The 15,998-nt window shown below is 47.9% G+C and carries 15 protein-coding genes; 6 read left to right on the forward strand and 9 right to left on the reverse strand.

The window, feature by feature from the left end; genetic code table 11:
- Positions 1 to 10 precede the first annotated feature (10 nt).
- The 4 genes from ACXAD4_RS26635 to ACXAD4_RS26650 all read left to right on the forward strand — a co-directional run bounded on the left by ACXAD4_RS26635 (position 11) and on the right by ACXAD4_RS26650 (position 2,817).
- Positions 11 to 637, forward strand: coding sequence for a DMSO/selenate family reductase complex B subunit (locus ACXAD4_RS26635; protein WP_475245026.1), 627 nt, complete (start codon positions 11 to 13; stop codon positions 635 to 637).
- Positions 634 to 1,491: a dimethyl sulfoxide reductase anchor subunit family protein gene (locus ACXAD4_RS26640; protein ID WP_475245027.1), complete on the forward strand. Its 858-nt coding sequence runs from the start codon at positions 634 to 636 to the stop codon at positions 1,489 to 1,491. Before ACXAD4_RS26635 ends, ACXAD4_RS26640 begins: the two co-directional genes overlap by 4 nt.
- An 84-nt stretch (positions 1,492 to 1,575) precedes the next feature.
- Positions 1,576 to 2,229, forward strand: a complete 654-nt coding sequence (locus ACXAD4_RS26645) for a TorD/DmsD family molecular chaperone (RefSeq protein ID WP_475245028.1) — start codon at positions 1,576 to 1,578, stop codon at positions 2,227 to 2,229.
- Between the two features lie 24 nt (positions 2,230 to 2,253).
- Positions 2,254 to 2,817 carry a 4Fe-4S binding protein gene (locus ACXAD4_RS26650; protein WP_475245029.1) on the forward strand — a complete coding sequence of 188 codons (564 nt, stop codon included), beginning with the start codon at positions 2,254 to 2,256 and terminating at the stop codon, positions 2,815 to 2,817.
- 127 nt (positions 2,818 to 2,944) lie between these two features.
- Here the strand turns inward: ACXAD4_RS26650 and ACXAD4_RS26655 are convergent, their stop codons facing one another.
- The 4 genes from ACXAD4_RS26655 to ACXAD4_RS26670 are packed head-to-tail and all read right to left on the reverse strand — an operon-like array spanning position 2,945 to position 6,573.
- A complete protein-coding gene (locus ACXAD4_RS26655; RefSeq protein ID WP_475245031.1) occupies positions 2,945 to 3,706 on the reverse strand; it encodes an iron ABC transporter ATP-binding protein in 762 nt (253 codons plus the stop codon).
- 6 nt (positions 3,707 to 3,712) lie between these two features.
- Positions 3,713 to 4,660 carry an iron chelate uptake ABC transporter family permease subunit gene (locus ACXAD4_RS26660; RefSeq protein ID WP_475245032.1) on the reverse strand — a complete coding sequence of 316 codons (948 nt, stop codon included), beginning with the start codon at positions 4,658 to 4,660 and terminating at the stop codon, positions 3,713 to 3,715.
- Positions 4,653 to 5,612, reverse strand: coding sequence for an ABC transporter permease (locus ACXAD4_RS26665; RefSeq protein ID WP_317520420.1), 960 nt, complete (start codon positions 5,610 to 5,612; stop codon positions 4,653 to 4,655). Before ACXAD4_RS26665 ends, ACXAD4_RS26660 begins: the two co-directional genes overlap by 8 nt.
- Before the next feature lie 37 nt (positions 5,613 to 5,649).
- The gene (locus ACXAD4_RS26670) at positions 5,650 to 6,573 is read right to left on the reverse strand and encodes a siderophore ABC transporter substrate-binding protein (protein WP_475245033.1); all 924 of its coding nucleotides are present in this window, start codon (positions 6,571 to 6,573) and stop codon (positions 5,650 to 5,652) included.
- A 312-nt stretch (positions 6,574 to 6,885) separates the two neighbouring features.
- On the opposite strand from ACXAD4_RS26670, the gene ACXAD4_RS26675 reads away from it, so the two are divergent.
- Positions 6,886 to 7,809, forward strand: a complete 924-nt coding sequence (locus ACXAD4_RS26675) for a LysR family transcriptional regulator (RefSeq protein WP_475245034.1) — start codon at positions 6,886 to 6,888, stop codon at positions 7,807 to 7,809.
- A gap of 151 nt (positions 7,810 to 7,960) precedes the next feature.
- Positions 7,961 to 9,955, forward strand: coding sequence for a TonB-dependent receptor domain-containing protein (locus tag ACXAD4_RS26680; protein WP_475245035.1), 1,995 nt, complete (start codon positions 7,961 to 7,963; stop codon positions 9,953 to 9,955).
- Between the two features lie 77 nt (positions 9,956 to 10,032).
- Here the strand turns inward: ACXAD4_RS26680 and ACXAD4_RS26685 are convergent, their stop codons facing one another.
- The 5 genes from ACXAD4_RS26685 to ACXAD4_RS26705 form a co-directional block, all read right to left on the reverse strand.
- Positions 10,033 to 10,878 carry a DmsC/YnfH family molybdoenzyme membrane anchor subunit gene (locus tag ACXAD4_RS26685; protein WP_475245036.1) on the reverse strand — a complete coding sequence of 282 codons (846 nt, stop codon included), beginning with the start codon at positions 10,876 to 10,878 and terminating at the stop codon, positions 10,033 to 10,035.
- A 1-nt stretch (position 10,879) separates the two neighbouring features.
- Positions 10,880 to 11,497, reverse strand: a complete 618-nt coding sequence (locus ACXAD4_RS26690; RefSeq protein ID WP_475245037.1) for a DMSO/selenate family reductase complex B subunit — start codon at positions 11,495 to 11,497, stop codon at positions 10,880 to 10,882.
- Positions 11,498 to 11,507: 10 nt separating this feature from the next.
- On the reverse strand, positions 11,508 to 13,940 hold the full coding sequence (locus ACXAD4_RS26695; protein ID WP_475245038.1) for a DmsA/YnfE/YnfF family dimethyl sulfoxide reductase: 2,433 nt from the start codon (positions 13,938 to 13,940) through the stop codon (positions 11,508 to 11,510).
- 587 nt (positions 13,941 to 14,527) lie between these two features.
- On the reverse strand, positions 14,528 to 15,373 hold the full coding sequence (locus ACXAD4_RS26700; protein ID WP_475245039.1) for a DmsC/YnfH family molybdoenzyme membrane anchor subunit: 846 nt from the start codon (positions 15,371 to 15,373) through the stop codon (positions 14,528 to 14,530).
- A gap of 1 nt (position 15,374) precedes the next feature.
- A complete protein-coding gene (locus tag ACXAD4_RS26705; protein WP_475245041.1) occupies positions 15,375 to 15,992 on the reverse strand; it encodes a DMSO/selenate family reductase complex B subunit in 618 nt (205 codons plus the stop codon).
- Between the last annotated feature and the right edge of the window lie 6 nt (positions 15,993 to 15,998).

The following is a 15,998-nucleotide window of genomic DNA, read 5'->3' on the forward strand; positions in this document are numbered from 1 at the left end:
AGAAGCGTAAATGACTCAATATGGTTTCCACGTAGACACCAGCAAGTGTACTGGCTGCAAAACGTGTCAAGTATCTTGTAAAGACAGAAGTGACCTACCAGTAGGTGTTAACTGGCGTCGTGTATATGAATACGCGGGTGGTGACTGGGTACAGCACGAAGATGGTACGTTTACCAACGATGTGTTTGCATACTACATGTCTATCAGTTGTAACCACTGTAGCAATCCGGCTTGTACTAAAGCATGTCCAACCGGCGCAATGCACAAGCGTGAAGAAGATGGCTTGGTTGTGGTTGATGGCGATGTGTGTGTAGGTTGTCGTTACTGTGAAATGGCTTGTCCTTACGGCGCGCCTCAGTACGACCATGAGAAGAAGCACATGACCAAGTGCGACGGCTGTTACGAGCGTATCGGTACAGGCCAGAAGCCGGTTTGTGTTGAATCTTGCCCGTTACGTGCGATCGACTTCGGTCCTATCCATGAGCTACGCCAGAAGTACGGTGCTCGCGCGGATATCGCGCCACTGCCAGATCCGCGTTTGACTAGCCCGAACCTTATTGTCAGCACTTGTTCAAACAGCAAGCTGAGCGGCGATACCAAGGGTAGTATCCAGAACCCAACGGAGGTGGGCGCATGAGCCAGTTATCTCTAGTTTTCTTTACTGTATTGGCACAAAGTGCGGTTGGTATGTTCATTGCGCTTGGCTTGGTTGAAATGCTGTTCAAGCCAAACGAAAAAAACATGTCCCAAAGCATGACCCGTAGCTTTATCGCGGTATTTGTTTTGCTAGGCATCGGTGCAGTGGCTTCTGTGACTCACCTGGGCCAACCGCTGCGTATGTTCAACGTGATGTTTGGTTTGGCACACGGAAGTGCGCTAAGCCTGGAAATTGTCGGCTTGAGCCTATTCGGTGGTGCAGGTGCGGCTTACACAGGTATGCGTTTGTTTAACCTTATGCCTGCAATCCGCAAACTGCTGCTGCCGGTTGCCATGGTTTTGGGTGTGGTATTCATCCTGGCAATTGCTAATGTCTATACGTTGGCGACAGTACCGACGTGGAATACACCATTTACGTCGTTCCAGTTCCTGATGACCGCTGCTGTACTGGGGCCAATTGCTGCTGCAGTCATGTTGCGCGCTCAGTCAGCAAGTATGGGTGAACTTGGTGCAAAGGCAGACCGTACTTTGGCAGTTTCAGCTGCTGGCTTTGGCCTTATTGCCCTGATGGGTTACGCCGCTTACCTTGTATGGCTAGGCCAGCTTAACGTTCATGTTAACCCGTTTGAAGTGGTGGATTATTCTTTCCGCTTGGCGCTAGTGCGTGTTGGTTTACTGCTTGCTGGTGTATTATTCTGGCTGGTAAGTGCTGTGAAGGGTAACTGCAATGCTAGGCATGTTGCGATTTCCAGCTTTGTGCTTGTATTGGTATCAGAGTTTATGGGCCGCGCCTTCTTCTATGATGTTTACATCAGCGCAAGTGCAGGCATGTAATTGTTCGCATTAGAGCGACGAAGCTACTTACTCATTGATTAAGCAAGGAAGGCTGATTATTCAGCCTTCTTTTTTGGAAAAAATATGACCGAACAACAATTTCAAACTGTCGCAGGCTTATCGCTAGTTAGCCGCTTCTTCTACCAAGCTTTTCACCAGGCTCCTACTGCTGAGTTTGTTGATGCCATCTATCAAAATGACCTGATTGGTCAATGGCCGTTGGATGCTGATAATGACTCTGTTGAGCAGGGGCTTGAATTACTGAAAAACAAACCTGAAATCAAATCACTGGCAGATGATTACCAAGCCTTGTTCATCGGGCCTGATGCTTTGAAAGCCGCTCCTTGGGCCTCGGTTTACTTGACGGAAGATCAAACCCTGTTTGGTCCGCCTACCTTGGCGATTAAAGCCTTTTACGCCCAGTTCGGCATCGAGATTGATACCGGAGAGCGCGAGCCAGAAGACCACATCGGTTTGATCTTTACCTTCCTTGCCCATTTGACTGAAATTGCTTTGCAGCACGAAGTTGATGAAGACAAGCCATCACCTGTTTTATGTGCCTTGGAAAAGTTCCTGAGTGAGCATGTACTGACTTGGGCACCTCGCATGCTACATATCATGCGCGAGCAGGCCGAGACAGATTTTTACCGCGGCATCAGCTTCGCTGCCGAGGGCACGCTGCGCCAGTTTGCCCAGTTGGTGAAAGCTGACTACCGAATTGTGCGCTTATACCGCTAATTGAATGAAACGGTAGGCTAGGTGATGGAAGAGAAAAGCGAGAAGTATTACAAAGCGGTGCTGGAGCATAAGCAAGTCAGCCGTAGAGGGCTGTTTCGTGGTTTGCTGGGCGGGGTGAAGAAAACCCACCAGGCCGCAGTGCTGGAACCTTTCACACGTAAAGCCGCCCGCCCGCCGCAAGCTGTTGATGAAACGCTGCTGGATAAGCTATGTGATGGTTGCGGAGAGTGTGAGAAAGCCTGCCCTCAGCAAGTGATTGCGATGATAGATGGCAAGCCAGAACTGCACCTAGACTGCAACTACTGTACGGATTGCGGTGAGTGTCAGAAAGCTTGCCCAACTAAAGCTTTATCTAACAACGTGGCTTCAACGGGGATGATCCCTGTGTTTAGCGGTGCCTGCCGCCGTGTTTTGCACGGCTATTGCGATATGTGTGCCGAGGAGTGCCCTAAGCAAGCCATTGACCTTAGTGACAAGCGTCCTGCTGTGATAAAAGAAAGTTGTACCGGCTGTGGCCAATGCCGGTCTTCTTGCCCGATGGGGGCTATCAGCTTTGAATTAACGGCAATTCAGCCTGTCTCTGTTTAGGAATCGTTCACGATAGCTCAGGGATAGTGCGGTTAACTTGAAAACAGAAAAAGCGGCGAGTACCTATGCTTTCATAGTTATGTAAGCATGTACTCGCCGCATTTTTATCTGTTAGAAACCGCCGGAATTAGCTGCCGTAATACATACAGATACGGCTGCCATCGACTTCTTGGATCTTGAATGGGATATTGTAGATATCTTCCATGATTGACTGTTGGATGACCTCATCAACCTTGCCGCTTTTGATCACTTCGCCTTTGCGCATCGCAACGATGTTGTCTGAATAACAAGAAGCAAAATTGATATCGTGGATTACGATAACAACGGCCTTGTTCATTTTGTGGGCAAGACGGCGGATAGTCTGCATGATTTCCACCGAGTGCTTGATATCCAGGTTATTCAGCGGCTCATCGAGGAAGATGTAGTCGGTATCTTGTGCAACCACCATGGCAATGAATGCCATTTGGCGCTGGCCACCACTGAGTTGATCAAGAAACTTATCTTGAATATCGGTGATATCCAGGTGCTCAAGAGCCTCATCGATAATACGGTTATCTTCGTCGGTTAGGCGGCCTTTGCTATGCGGGAAACGGCCAAAGGCAACCAATTCACGAATGGTAAAACGCATATTGATATTGTTCGACTGGCGCAATACCGCCAGGCGAGTAGACAGCTCTTGGGTATCCCACTGTGATAGCGGCTTGCCAGCAATCAGCACCTCACCGGCATCACTTTCTGTTAGGCGGCTAGCCATTGAAAGTAGGGTACTTTTACCGGCACCATTAGGGCCAATAATCGAAGTCACTTCTCCTAATGGGAACAGGGCACTCGCCTCGCTAACCACCAAGTTGCCGTTATATTTTTTTGAGAGTCCAGTTAACTTAATCATGATAAATCAAAACTTGTTACGCATTAGAAGGAAGAGGAAGTAGCTACCACCGACAAAGTTGATGATGACGCTGATAGTGGTATCGAAGGCGAAGACGGTCTCGATGAGCCATTGGCCGCCAACAAGCAGCACAATCGACATGGTACTGGCAGCCAGCATCAAGAAGCGGTGGTGGTAACTGCGAAATAGCTGGCGGGTTAAGCTCACCACGATCAAGCCAAAGAATAGTACTGGGCCAACCAGAGCCGTTGAGATAGCGACCATGACAGTGAGCACCATCATGACCTGCATGGTCACCTTATGGGTATCAACCCCAAGGCTTTTAGCGTTGTCAGTCCCCAACCAGAACACATCAAGCTTATTGGAAAGGGAGAACAGCAACGCAAGGCAAATGCCAAGAGGGATAATTGACCAGTAAACCAATTGCCCGTTGACGTTGTTGAAACTGGCGAACATGGTGTTTTGTAAGTTGGCGAACTCATTCGGATCCAGAATCATAGTAAAGAAGCTGGTAATACTGCTGAACAAGCTGCCACAGATGATACCGATCAGCAGCAAAGTGAAGACATTGCTGTTGGCTCGGCGGAAATACAGGCTGAACAGCAGCATAGAGAAGCCGCTCATGGTGAGTGTTGTCAGCAGGAAATTCACCTTGGCATCAGCAAACCATACGCTCATGCTGCCGAACATCACCACGATAATCACCTGGATCATCACATAGAGTGAATCGAACCCTAGGATCGAAGGCGTCAGGATACGGTTATTGGTAATGGTCTGGAATACCAGCGACGAGGTTGAAATGGCAATCGCGGCCAGCACAATAGCCATTACCTTCGGCAGGCGAAGCGACAAGAAGAACTGATAGTTCTGGGCGTTGAGGCCTTGGCCAATGAAGTAGGCAGTAATGAGTAACCCAAATACCGCAAGCAGGGAAACTTTAACACCATCACGCATTGGATTTATCCTTCAGAACGAGAGCAATGAAGATAGCCCCACCGAAAATACTGATGATCATCGAGATAGGCATTTCATAAGGGAAAATAATCAAGCGACCCAGGATGTCACAGGCCAATACCATCACCACACCCCAGTAGGCCGTCCAAGGCAGGTTGCGGCGCATGTTATCGCCCATAAAGATAGCGACCAGGTTAGGGACAATGAGGCCAAGAAACGGAATGACACCGACGATCATCACCACCGTTGAAGCCAGGATGGCGACAATCAAGACACCGATAAAGACAATTTTCTGGTAATCCAGGCCGATATTTTTGGCAAAGCTCTCACCCACACTGGCAGCGCTGAATTGGCTGGCGAAGTAGTAGGCAACCAAACAGGCGGGTAGGGCAAGGTATAGGAATTCGTAATTGCCTTGCAGTACTGACGCAAAGTTAGCGACAGTCCAAGCCGACATGGTTTGAACCAAGTCATAGCGATAGGCAATAAAGGTGGTCATTGCCGAGATCACGTTGCCATACATGATTCCGATAAGCGGAACCAATACGGCATTCTTGAACTGCAAGCGCTGTAAGAACTGAACAAAGACCAACGTACCAACCAGCGCAAAAGTCAGAATAACGCCAAGACTGATCCAGCGGTTGGCACCAGCGAAAAAGACAATACCCAGAACATAGCCCAACATTGCACAATCAATCGTACCGGTTGTCGATGGGGCGGCGAATCTGTTTTGGCAGACCTGCTGCATGATCAAACCCGCAACACTTAAACCTGCGCCAGCAAGGCAAATAGCCAGTAAACGCGGTAAGCGACTGCCGAAAAGAATGGAAAGGGTATGTTCATCGCCAGCGAGAAAACTCTCTAGGCTGATATTGGCGACACCAATAAAGAGCGAAAAGGCCGCGAGTGGGAAGAGGGCAATAACAGCCCAAAATAATTTTTTATTATGCATGGTAATAATGCCCGGCAAGCGCCGGGCTAATAGGTAGTTATTGAGTAGACATTACCGCTTTTCGTGCATCATCAATCATGACTTCAGTGGCGTTAACACCAGCGATTGTCAGGTACCATGCACTTGGGTTTAGGAACACAATGCGGTTGTTCTTGTACGCTGGGGTACTTTTGACTAGTGGGTTGTCAAATAGCTGCTGGGCTTTGCCAGAGCTTTGGCCAATTGCGCTTTCGCGATCTAGCACGAATAGCACATCAGGCGCTGCATCGGCGATGAACTCGAAGGAAATCAGGTTGCCGTGAGGGTTTTGCGTATCAGAAGTGCGTGCTGGCTCGAAGCCGAACTCATCAAATAGCACCGAGAAGCGGCTTACTTCACCGAACATGGATACGTTATTACCGTTGTTCATTACTGCTAGGGTTTTCAGCCCTTGCTCTTGAACTTGCTCACGCACTTCAGCCATTTGGGCTTCAGTTTCTTTAATCAATTGCTCGGCTTCAGCTTCTTTGTCGAAGATTTTGCCCAGCATACGCCAGTTGTTCTTGGTATCTTCCCAGTAGTTACCGTTCTCAACGACGTGCATAACCGTCGGCGCAATTTGCGACAGGGTCGGGTAGGCATCTGCCATGCGGCTCTCTGCAATGATTACGTCAGGCTGAAGGGTGAAGATTTGCTCAAAATTGGCTTCTTTCATGCTGCCGATATGAGTAGCTTTCTCACTGTAATCTGAAAGGTATTCCGGCAGCATGGTTGTTACAGCGCCTACAGGCTCAATGCCCAAACGGTTTAGAGTATCAAGGCTGCCATGACCACCAACGACCACAACACGCTGCGGGGTCTGCTCTATGGTGATTGTGCCTAATGAGTGCTCAACGGTCACTGATTCTGCAAGAGCCGGGAAATTGATAGCCATTGCACCCACAAGAAGTGCTGATTTTAACGCAGTGGAAAAGCGAGTCATAACGAACCTTGTAAACTTGAAGCTGATTAAAAGCTGATAAGTGCAATCTAATCACAAATGAGAATTGTTTTTATTGATATTACTCATGAAAGTGGCATAAATCATAGTAATATTAATTATTATTTACACTCTAGAGCGTCGAAAGCTATTTGTAGCACAGTTCATTTGACCTACGGTATTTTGACTTTGAATAGTGGTTATTCAATATTTGAATATGCAATCTATGTGTATTTCGATTTTGAGTTGTGCGATTTCGTTGGATAGCGTGCCAGGTTAACTGTGTTGAGATAAGCGGAAAGTTGTTATTGAATTATGAAGTTATGCCAAATAGATATCAGCCATTTAATCGTACTAAAGCACTTATTAGAGCGAAAACATGTTTCGAATACTGCGCAAGCGTTGAATATCAGCCAGCCGTCGGTGAGCCGCTCGTTGCAAAAGTGCCGGGTGCTGTTCAATGATGACTTGTTGGTTCGATCTAGCTACGGTTATGAATTGACGCCGAAGGCTGAATCGGTAAAAACCGAGATCAGCTCTATGCTTGCCTCATTGGATCGTTTGGTGCATGACCAAGAGTTTGATCCTAAGAGCTGTCAGAAATCATTGAAGATGTTTGGGTTGGTTCCTCAGATCAACTGGCTAATGCCCAAGGTGTTCCAATACCTCAGGGAACATGCCCCCTTGTTGACCCTTGAGATTGATACCGTGCCTAAGCGGCATTTTGATGCGCTTATCGCAGGTGATGTGCATTTCGTCTTATCGACACAGCAACCCCCGTCTTCTGAGCAGAATATTTATCGTAGCTTCATAGCGTCTCGTGATTACAGGTTGCTAATGAACGCTGACCACCCAATGGCACAGCAGGAGCTCACCCCTGAAAAACTGGCAGCATGCCAGTTTGGCCAAATTTCATTACATGGTGATCGTAACCTATCGATAGAACAGCGCTTTAGGGATCTTGGTTTGTCAGACAGGAACAAACCGGTTTCTACGCCGTTAATGCTGACCAATTTCAACGTTGCCCCGGCAATGGCGGAGCACTCAGATGTGATCTTCCACCTGCCAACGCCATTTGCCGAAGAAGCCTGCATCAACCGCAATCTAGTGGCTCGCCCTGTGCCGGAAGGGTTGAGATCGCCTTATCAAGATGTCTATTTGTATTGGCATAAGCGATACCACAATGATGAGCTTTGTATGTGGGTAAGGGATATCATCAAACAGCTGCATACTAGCTAAAAAGTGAATTTAGTGTGCGGCAATTATCTAAATATTGAATAATCATAATTCAAAACCCGAATGGAACTTGTATTGCCATTTTTATGAATAATGTGTCTAATGCGAATCATTATCATTATGTTTGGCTTTATAGTTCTATATAGGGACGTTTATGTATACCAGCACCTCTTTCATTCGTAAGCCTTTGGCACTTGCTGTTGCTTCTGTGTTTTTCTCTGTTCCTGTTTACGCAGACTTCGACCTTCATGAAGATCAAACAGATGAGCAGATGGTTGTTACGGCAACACGTACTGAGACCACATTGGCAAAAGCTCCGGCGTCAATTGCAGTGGTGACAGAAGAAGATATTTTGTCAGAGCCGAGCCTTGCGCTGAATGACTTGGTCAAAGATATTGCTGGTGTCGAAAGCCAAATGGATGGCGGCCGAGCAGGCCGTGAGATGATTTCCATCCGTGGTCTAAACCCGAAATTCACCATGATTTTGGTAGATGGCCGTAAACTAAGTTCTTCTAATGCGATTTTCCGCGGTAATGACTTTGATTTATCAGCAATTCCGAAAGAAAGCATTGAACGGATTGAAGTGATCCGTGGCCCAATGTCTGCTCTATATGGCTCGGAAGCATTAGGCGGTGTGATCAACGTGATCACCAAAAAGCCAACTAATGAATGGAATTCGCAAATCAGTGGCGATTACAGATACCGTGATGATGACAACGGTGGTCAATACTCTGCTGGGTTTAACACTTCCGGTGCGCTGATTGATGATGAACTGTATATGACGTTTTCTGTTAGCCAAACACAGCGTGATGCTTATAGCGCTTTCTCTGGCCAGGCAGAAGGCTCTAATGGTGAATATGACCGTTCACAAGCGACTACGCTTGAAGAGCGCGAAACCCTTGCGGTAAGCGGTAATCTTCTCTGGTATATCAATGATATGCATGACATTGCTTTTGACTTTTCTTATACCGATGATGAACGTGACGGTATGATTGAGTCGACCGTCGGCCTTACTGACTCCGACTCACGTGTTAAGCGTGATATGCAGGCACTAACTTACAACGGTATGTTTGACTGGGGTGAGGCACAACTGCGCTATAACCGTGATGCGGTATCAAGCGTCGATGCAGCGGAAATTGACACCGGCGTTTCAGACATTGATGAGACCAACCAACAAGTCTATGGCCACGGTACGACTTACGTTGGCAATCATACATTGACCTTTGGTGGTGAATGGAGTTATTCGGAGCTTAAGAACCCAGAGAGCCTGACTGAAACGGGTAAGGCTGATGTTCATGAGCAGGCGCTGTTTGTTCAAGATCAGTGGGACATTAACGACGCGTATACGCTGACTTATGGTACCCGCCTTGATTTCCATGAATCATACGGTAGCCACTGGAGCCCACGTGCTTACTTGGTGAACACCGTAACGGATAAACTGACACTGAAAGGTGGTGTAGGCTCAGCATTTAATGCACCGACGCTGCTGCAAACGTCAGAAGAAAACATCATCAATAGCTGTAAGGGTGACTGCCAGGTTGTTGGTAACCCGGATCTTGACCCAGAAACCAGTGTTAGCTACGAAGTCTCTGCCATCTACAACGAGACACTGTGGAGTATCGAAGCAGGACTGTTCCGTAACGACATCAAAAACCTGATTGATCAAGACCGTGACAATGCAATTGGTATCTCACCTGATGGCCGCGATATTTACACCTACAAGAATATCAATAAAGCCATGACACAGGGCCTAGAGCTTACTGCGCACTATGATGTGACTGAGTCGATTAAGCTAAATGGTGCTTATACGTATCTCGATACTGAAGATAAAACGACCGGTAAAGCTCTTGAAGATCGTCCAGACCATCAAGCGAATGTACGTGCTACTTGGTACGCGACTGATTACGTTGATACTTTCCTACGTGTGAACTACACAGGCGAAGCCCTGATTGATTCTGGTAGTGATTTATACCGTCCAAGCTTCACGACTGCTGACCTAGGTATGAACTACCTAATCAACAGTGACTGGCGTCTGCGCGCGGGCGTGCGCAACATTACTGATGAGCAGTTTGATGATTTTGAAGTGACCCGTCGTAGCTATTCGATTGAGCCACGCAGCTGGTACTTGGGTATGACAGCTAATTTCTAATCATTGATTAGACCCAAAAAGAAACGGGAGCCTTATAAAGGCTCCCGTTTTGTTATGTTGAAACTTGTTATTGAGTGTTAAATACCCACAGTCATGTGTAGGCCGTAGAAGATACCGCGACCTACTAACTCTGATAGCAGCACCAAAGCAAAGCTCAACACCATAACTGGTACACCTGGGCGGCTGTTCATCAGGTTAGGGATAAACCATACAGCTAAAGCGCCAAGCAATAGGCCGACTCGGATCACCTGCAATTGAGCCATGTTAGGAATAAGCTCAGATGCGGTGGTCACCGAAGTTTGAATATCACCCAGGCCGATAAGCTGGCTGACCAAGGCCGTCAGGCTAATTGCCACCGCCAAAGAGCCAACAAATGGCAAGATGCGATCTAGGGTTGCCATTTTGTGCTGTGAGCCTGTAAGTAACAGATGGCCAAAGATAAGGCCAGATGTCAGCATGGTCATCACAAACGCAATCGGGGTATAAACAGTATTCCAAGTCGGTACCGTATCAAGCAGGTACAGTTTGATCATGGAGTACATAAAGGCGATACCCACTAGCATACCGGCAGCAAGCAGCAGTTTACGCAGCGCTTCGTTGCCTTTATCCAGCACCTCAAGCAACCAGTAACCACCACCAAGGGCAAAGAATACGCTGCCGGTGAAGATTTCATTGGATAGCCAAGAGCTACCCACCTGATTGAGGGCGTTAAAAGCACGCATCGGGCTACCTAGGTGCATAGTAGAAGCCGCGAAACCCAGTCCCATTAATACCCACAGGAAGAACATCGCCTTATGCAGGCGGTCGTTAACGCCCACACATAGATTGCCTTTCAAGATCACGCCACCGAGCAACAAGTAGGCGCCTACGGCAGTTTGTGCCAGCACGGTAAATAGGATCAGGGGCCATTCATGCCAAGCCATCTTATACCTCCTTAGGGTTTGCTAGGAAACCGCTGCGATCGCCGGTTGGGCGGGCATGACGATTTGGTTTAATGACAATGTTTGGTTTTGTTTTTAGCGATGAAGGCAGTGGGGCGACATCAGCATTGGTACCGTATTTCTTGCGTAGCTCATCGATAGGACCAAATTCCAAAGCACGCAGTGGGCAAGAGCCGACACAGATTGGCTCCAAGCCTTGGCCTACGCGTTCATAGCAACCATCACACTTGGTCATATGGCCTTTGTCTGCATCGTATTGTGGGGCACCGTAAGGACAAGCCATTGAACAGTATTGGCAGCCAATACATGTATCGGTATCAACGATAACCAGACCATCTTCTTTGCGTTTGTGCATCGCGCCTGATGGACATACCTTGGCACAGGCTGGCTCATCACAGTGGTTACAGGCGATAGATAGGTAGTAGGAGAACACATCCTGACGGAAGGTTTCGCCTTCTTTGACCCAGTTGCCGCCGGTGTACTCGTAGACGCGGCGGTAATTAACGCCGATATCTGAATCTTTGTTGTCCTTGCACGATAGCTGACAGGTTTTACAGCCGGTGCATTTGCTTGAATCAATATAAAAACCGTATTGTTTCATGGTTTAAACCTTATGCTTTTTTCAGCAGTTGCACGTCGATGAGGTTAGTATGCTGTGGGTTCCCTTTGGCCAATGGGCTTGGTCTTAGGGTTGTCAGCACGTTCATGCTACCGCCATGATCGACGCCATTTTTGTCAGGCGCATACCATGCACCCTCGCCAAGGGCTGTGACGCCAGGCATCATCCTTGGGGTGACTTTAGCGGTGAGGTGTATCTCACCTCGTTCGTTGAAGATACGAACCGGGTCATCGTGTTTAATACCGCGTTGCTGGGCATCCATAGGGTTAAGCCAAATCTGCTGCGGTGCGGCTTCCATTATTTGTTTCACATTGCCGTAGGTAGAGTGGGTACGTGATTTGTAGTGGAAGCCTGTTAGCTGTAGTGGATATTGACTGCGTTTAGGATCATCCCAGCCGTCATGGGTGGAGGCATAGACGGGTAATGGGTGGATAACATCATCTTCAGGCAGATCCCACTCGGCAGCGATATTGGCTAAGCGCTCTGAATAGATTTCAATTTTGCCCGATGGGGTTGCCAGAGGGTTACTGTCAGGATCCTTTCGGAAACTTTCGTGGGCAACGAAATGTTCTGTCTTACGCTTGTAGATTCCCTTTTCACGCATAGCCTCAAAGTCAGGTAGGCTTGGGTCAGCCTTACGCGTTTCCGCATATAGGTGGCGTAACCAGCCTTCTTGATCCCGACCTTCCGTAAATTCTTTCTCAATACCAAGTCGCTTGGCGACTTCAGTACAAATGTCGTAGATGCTGCGTGCTTCAAAAACAGGGTCTATGGCTTGGCTAGCAAAGATGAAGTACGGCATATTTGCCGCAGCCCCGTCCATACAGAAATCTGACTGCTCGGAAGTGGTGAGATCCGGAAGCACGATATCTGCATATTTGGCTGATGAGGTCATGTGGTTGTCGATAACGACAATCATCTCACAGGCTTTATCATCCTGCAGGATTTCATGGGTGCGGTTGATGTCAGAATGCTGGTTCACCATGCTATTGCCCGCATAGTTCCAGATAAACTTGATTGGCACATCGAGTTTGTCTTTACCGCGAACACCATCTGCTTTTGCGGTCATCTCCGTGCCTCTGAAGATGGCATCGGTCCATAAGAAGAATGATATTGACGTTTTGACTGGATTCTCTGGAATAGGGAAGCGAACGAAAGGAATAGACGTGTTGCCCTCACGCGCCCCTGTACCGCCGCCAGCAATACCGACGTTACCCGTTAAAATTGAGAGCATCGAAATAGCGCGTGCCGTGAGCTCACCGTTAGCATGACGCTGTGGCCCCCAGCCTTGAAAAATTGCGCATGGCTTAGTCGAGGCAATTTCACGGGATAGTTTTATGATGACATCTGCTGGTATACCGGTAATGTCAGCAGCCCAGGCTGGTGTTTTTTCAATACCATCAACATCACGCCCTAAGATGTAGGACTTGTAGTCAGAGTTGGCTGGTGCCGAGGTCGGCAATGTTTTTTCATCGTAGCCAACACAATACTTATCGAGAAATGGCTGGTCGACCAGATCTTCTTTGATCATGACGTGGGCCATACCGGCGACAAGCGCAGCATCAGTACCCGGACGGATTGGGATCCACTGATCTTCACGACCGCCAGCAGTGTCGGTATAGCGAGGATCGATGACAATCATCTTGGCGTTTGAGCGGTTTTTAGACTCTGTTAGGTGGTGTATTTGGCCACCACCCGACATGCGGGTTTCCGCTGGGTTGTTACCAAACTGAACTATGAGTTTAGTGTTTTCGATATCTGAAAAAGAGTTATTCGCTCCGCTTCCATAGGTGTAAGGTAACCCTGCAGAGATTTGTGCAGTAGAGTAGGTGCCATAGTGGTTCAAGTAGCCGCCACTCAGGTTCATTAGGCGAGCGAGAAGGCTCGAGCCAGGAGGCCAAGACTTGGTGACTGTGCCACCCAAGGTACCCGTACCGTACTGAAGGTAGATAGCCTCGTTGCCATAATCTTTACGGATCCGCATTAAATTATTGGCAATTTCGTCAAAGGCCTCATCCCAACTGATACGCTTGAATTTGCCTTCACCACGTTTGCCAACCCGTTTCATTGGGTATTTTAGGCGATCAGGATTGTATACCCGACGGCGCATAGAGCGACCACGTAAACAGGCTCGAACCTGGTGGTTACCGTATTCATCATCACCGGTATTGTCAGTTTCAACCCATTTGATCTCACCGTCGGTAACGTGCATCCGCAGCGGACATCGGCTGCCGCAGTTTACAGTACAGGCGCTCCAGACAACTTTTTCTTCGGAAGGAGTTGTTGCCGCAGCAACAGGGGATGACTTAAAGGGTAGGGATATACTACCGGCAACGGCTGCTAACCCGCCTACCGCAGACGTGGATTTCATGAAATCACGACGACTGAAGTTAGGGGAGAAGAGCTGCTTAATTGTATTTTTCATAGCACGACATTCTCTTGATTTTCGTTATTCACACTACTTTAGAGGTAGAGTTCTTTTGAGATAATCGACTGGGCGTATTTGGCTAGCTTTGTTTTCTATCAATAAACGGCGCATATAAATGCGATAACGGCATAAAATGTAACGGGTTGTGATATTCATCATACAAAAATGTAGAGTGTGAATTACGTCTTACATATCAGTGCTTTATGTAATGATATTTATTCTTATTTTGGTTGTGTTTGTCATAATTATGGTTTGGCGGTTAGTTATATCTAAAAAAAATATAAAAACAGACGGTTCACCATTGCTACATGAGCATGATCATTGAGAGACTTCGCCTTGTTTGTTCAAGAGGCTGGTGGTTTTAAGATGACGATGGCTAACTTTGATTCTGTGAAGACGAAGATAGGGATGTTTCTTCTATGCCTGAAGTTTGGACTCGGCGTATTTTTTGCGACTTGGTTTCTGGCAGGGAATTGGGATGATCTGCTTGAGTTGCTCGTCTACATTCCGTAATCGCTAGATTTAAAAAGGGAGAAACGGCACTGGCCATTTCTCCTTTTTGTCTATTTGACGTCACCTAAATATTACAGACCGACTGTCATGTGTAGGCCATAGAACACGCCACGGCCAACTAGCTCTGAAAGCAGTACCAGCGCAAAGCTCACGCCCATAACTGGTATTGCAGGACGGCTGTTCATCAGGTTAGGGATGAACCACACCGCTAGGGCTGCTAGCAGAAGGCCAATACGGATGATCTGCAGTTGCGCCATGTTCGGAATCAGCTCTGCTGCTGTGATCACTGATGTTTGGATATCAGCCAGGCCAATTAGCTGGCTAACAAGAGCAACCAAACTTACGACAACAGCGACTGCGCCAACGTATGGCAATACACGATCCAGACCTGCCATCTTATGCTGGGCACCTGTTAGCAGTAGGTGACCAAAGATAAGGCCGGAGATAACCATAGTGCTCAGGAAAGCGATAGGTGTGTAAATCGTGTTCCATGTTGGTACTGTGTCTAGTAGGTACAGCTTGGTCATTGAGAACATAAAGCTCAGGCCAACAACCATACCGGCAACAAGCAGGGCTTTACGGATTTTCTCGCTGCCCTTGTCCAGCATTTCAAGTAACCAGTAAACACCACCTAGGCCAAAGAAGGCACTACCGGTGAAGATCTCGTTAGAAAGCCAAGAGCTCCCCACATTGTTCAGCGCATTGAATGCACGCAGTGGGCTACCTAGGTGCATGGTTGAAGCCATAAAGCCTAGACCCATGATTACCCAGATAAAGAACATTGCCTTGTGAACACGATCGTTCACGCCAATACACAACTTGCCGCTTAGGATCACTGCACCAAGCAGGATGAAAGCACCAACAGCAGTTTGCGCCAATACTGTAAATAGGATCAGAGGCCACTCATGCCAAGCCATCTTATACCTCCTTAGGGTTTGCTAGGAAACCGGTGCGATCGCCTGTTGGGCGGGCATGGCGGTTTGCTTTGATGACTAGATTTGGTTTGGTCTTCAGCGACGAAGGTAGCGGTGCAACATCGGCGTTGGTACCGTATTTCGCACGTAGCTCATCGATTGGACCAAACTCAAGTGCACGCAGTGGGCAAGAGCCGACACAGATTGGCTCAAGGCCCTGGCCAACACGCTCGTAACAGCCATCACACTTGGTCATGTGACCTTTCTCTGAGTTGTACTGTGGCGCGCCGTAAGGACAAGCCATTGAACAGTACTGACAGCCGATACAGGTATCGGTATCAACAATAACCAAGCCGTCTTCTTTACGCTTGTGCATGGCACCTGACGGACAAACCTTGGCACAGGCTGGCTCATCACAGTGGTTACAGGCAATAGATAGGTAGTAGGAGAATACGTCCTGACGGAAAGTCTCGCCTTCTTTTACCCAGTTACCACCGGTGTACTCATAAACGCGGCGGTAGTTAACGCCGATGTCTGAGTCCTTGTTATCTTTGCACGACAGCTGACAGGTCTTACAGCCGGTGCATTTGCTTGAATCGATATAAAAACCGTATTGTTTCATGGTTTA

It is taken from the genome of Photobacterium sp. AWH4_225, from assembly GCF_056158405.1.

Excerpts from the sequence above, each read along its gene's own strand:
- ACXAD4_RS26685 (WP_475245036.1), bottom strand. The coding sequence starts at position 10,878 with ATGGCTTGGCATGAATGGCCCCTGATCCTATTTACCGTGCTGGCACAA.
- ACXAD4_RS26655 (WP_475245031.1), bottom strand. The coding sequence starts at position 3,706 with ATGATTAAGTTAACTGGACTCTCAAAAAAATATAACGGCAACTTGGTG.
- ACXAD4_RS26650 (WP_475245029.1), top strand. The coding sequence starts at position 2,254 with ATGGAAGAGAAAAGCGAGAAGTATTACAAAGCGGTGCTGGAGCATAAG.
- ACXAD4_RS26640 (WP_475245027.1), top strand. The coding sequence starts at position 634 with ATGAGCCAGTTATCTCTAGTTTTCTTTACTGTATTGGCACAAAGTGCG.
- ACXAD4_RS26700 (WP_475245039.1), bottom strand. The coding sequence starts at position 15,373 with ATGGCTTGGCATGAGTGGCCTCTGATCCTATTTACAGTATTGGCGCAA.
- ACXAD4_RS26675 (WP_475245034.1), top strand. The coding sequence starts at position 6,886 with ATGAAGTTATGCCAAATAGATATCAGCCATTTAATCGTACTAAAGCAC.
- ACXAD4_RS26680 (WP_475245035.1), top strand. The coding sequence starts at position 7,961 with ATGTATACCAGCACCTCTTTCATTCGTAAGCCTTTGGCACTTGCTGTT.
- ACXAD4_RS26695 (WP_475245038.1), bottom strand. The coding sequence starts at position 13,940 with ATGAAAAATACAATTAAGCAGCTCTTCTCCCCTAACTTCAGTCGTCGT.
- ACXAD4_RS26660 (WP_475245032.1), bottom strand. The coding sequence starts at position 4,660 with ATGCGTGATGGTGTTAAAGTTTCCCTGCTTGCGGTATTTGGGTTACTC.
- ACXAD4_RS26690 (WP_475245037.1), bottom strand. The coding sequence starts at position 11,497 with ATGAAACAATACGGTTTTTATATTGATTCAAGCAAATGCACCGGCTGT.
- ACXAD4_RS26670 (WP_475245033.1), bottom strand. The coding sequence starts at position 6,573 with ATGACTCGCTTTTCCACTGCGTTAAAATCAGCACTTCTTGTGGGTGCA.
- ACXAD4_RS26665 (WP_317520420.1), bottom strand. The coding sequence starts at position 5,612 with ATGCATAATAAAAAATTATTTTGGGCTGTTATTGCCCTCTTCCCACTC.
- ACXAD4_RS26705 (WP_475245041.1), bottom strand. The coding sequence starts at position 15,992 with ATGAAACAATACGGTTTTTATATCGATTCAAGCAAATGCACCGGCTGT.
- ACXAD4_RS26645 (WP_475245028.1), top strand. The coding sequence starts at position 1,576 with ATGACCGAACAACAATTTCAAACTGTCGCAGGCTTATCGCTAGTTAGC.
- ACXAD4_RS26635 (WP_475245026.1), top strand. The coding sequence starts at position 11 with ATGACTCAATATGGTTTCCACGTAGACACCAGCAAGTGTACTGGCTGC.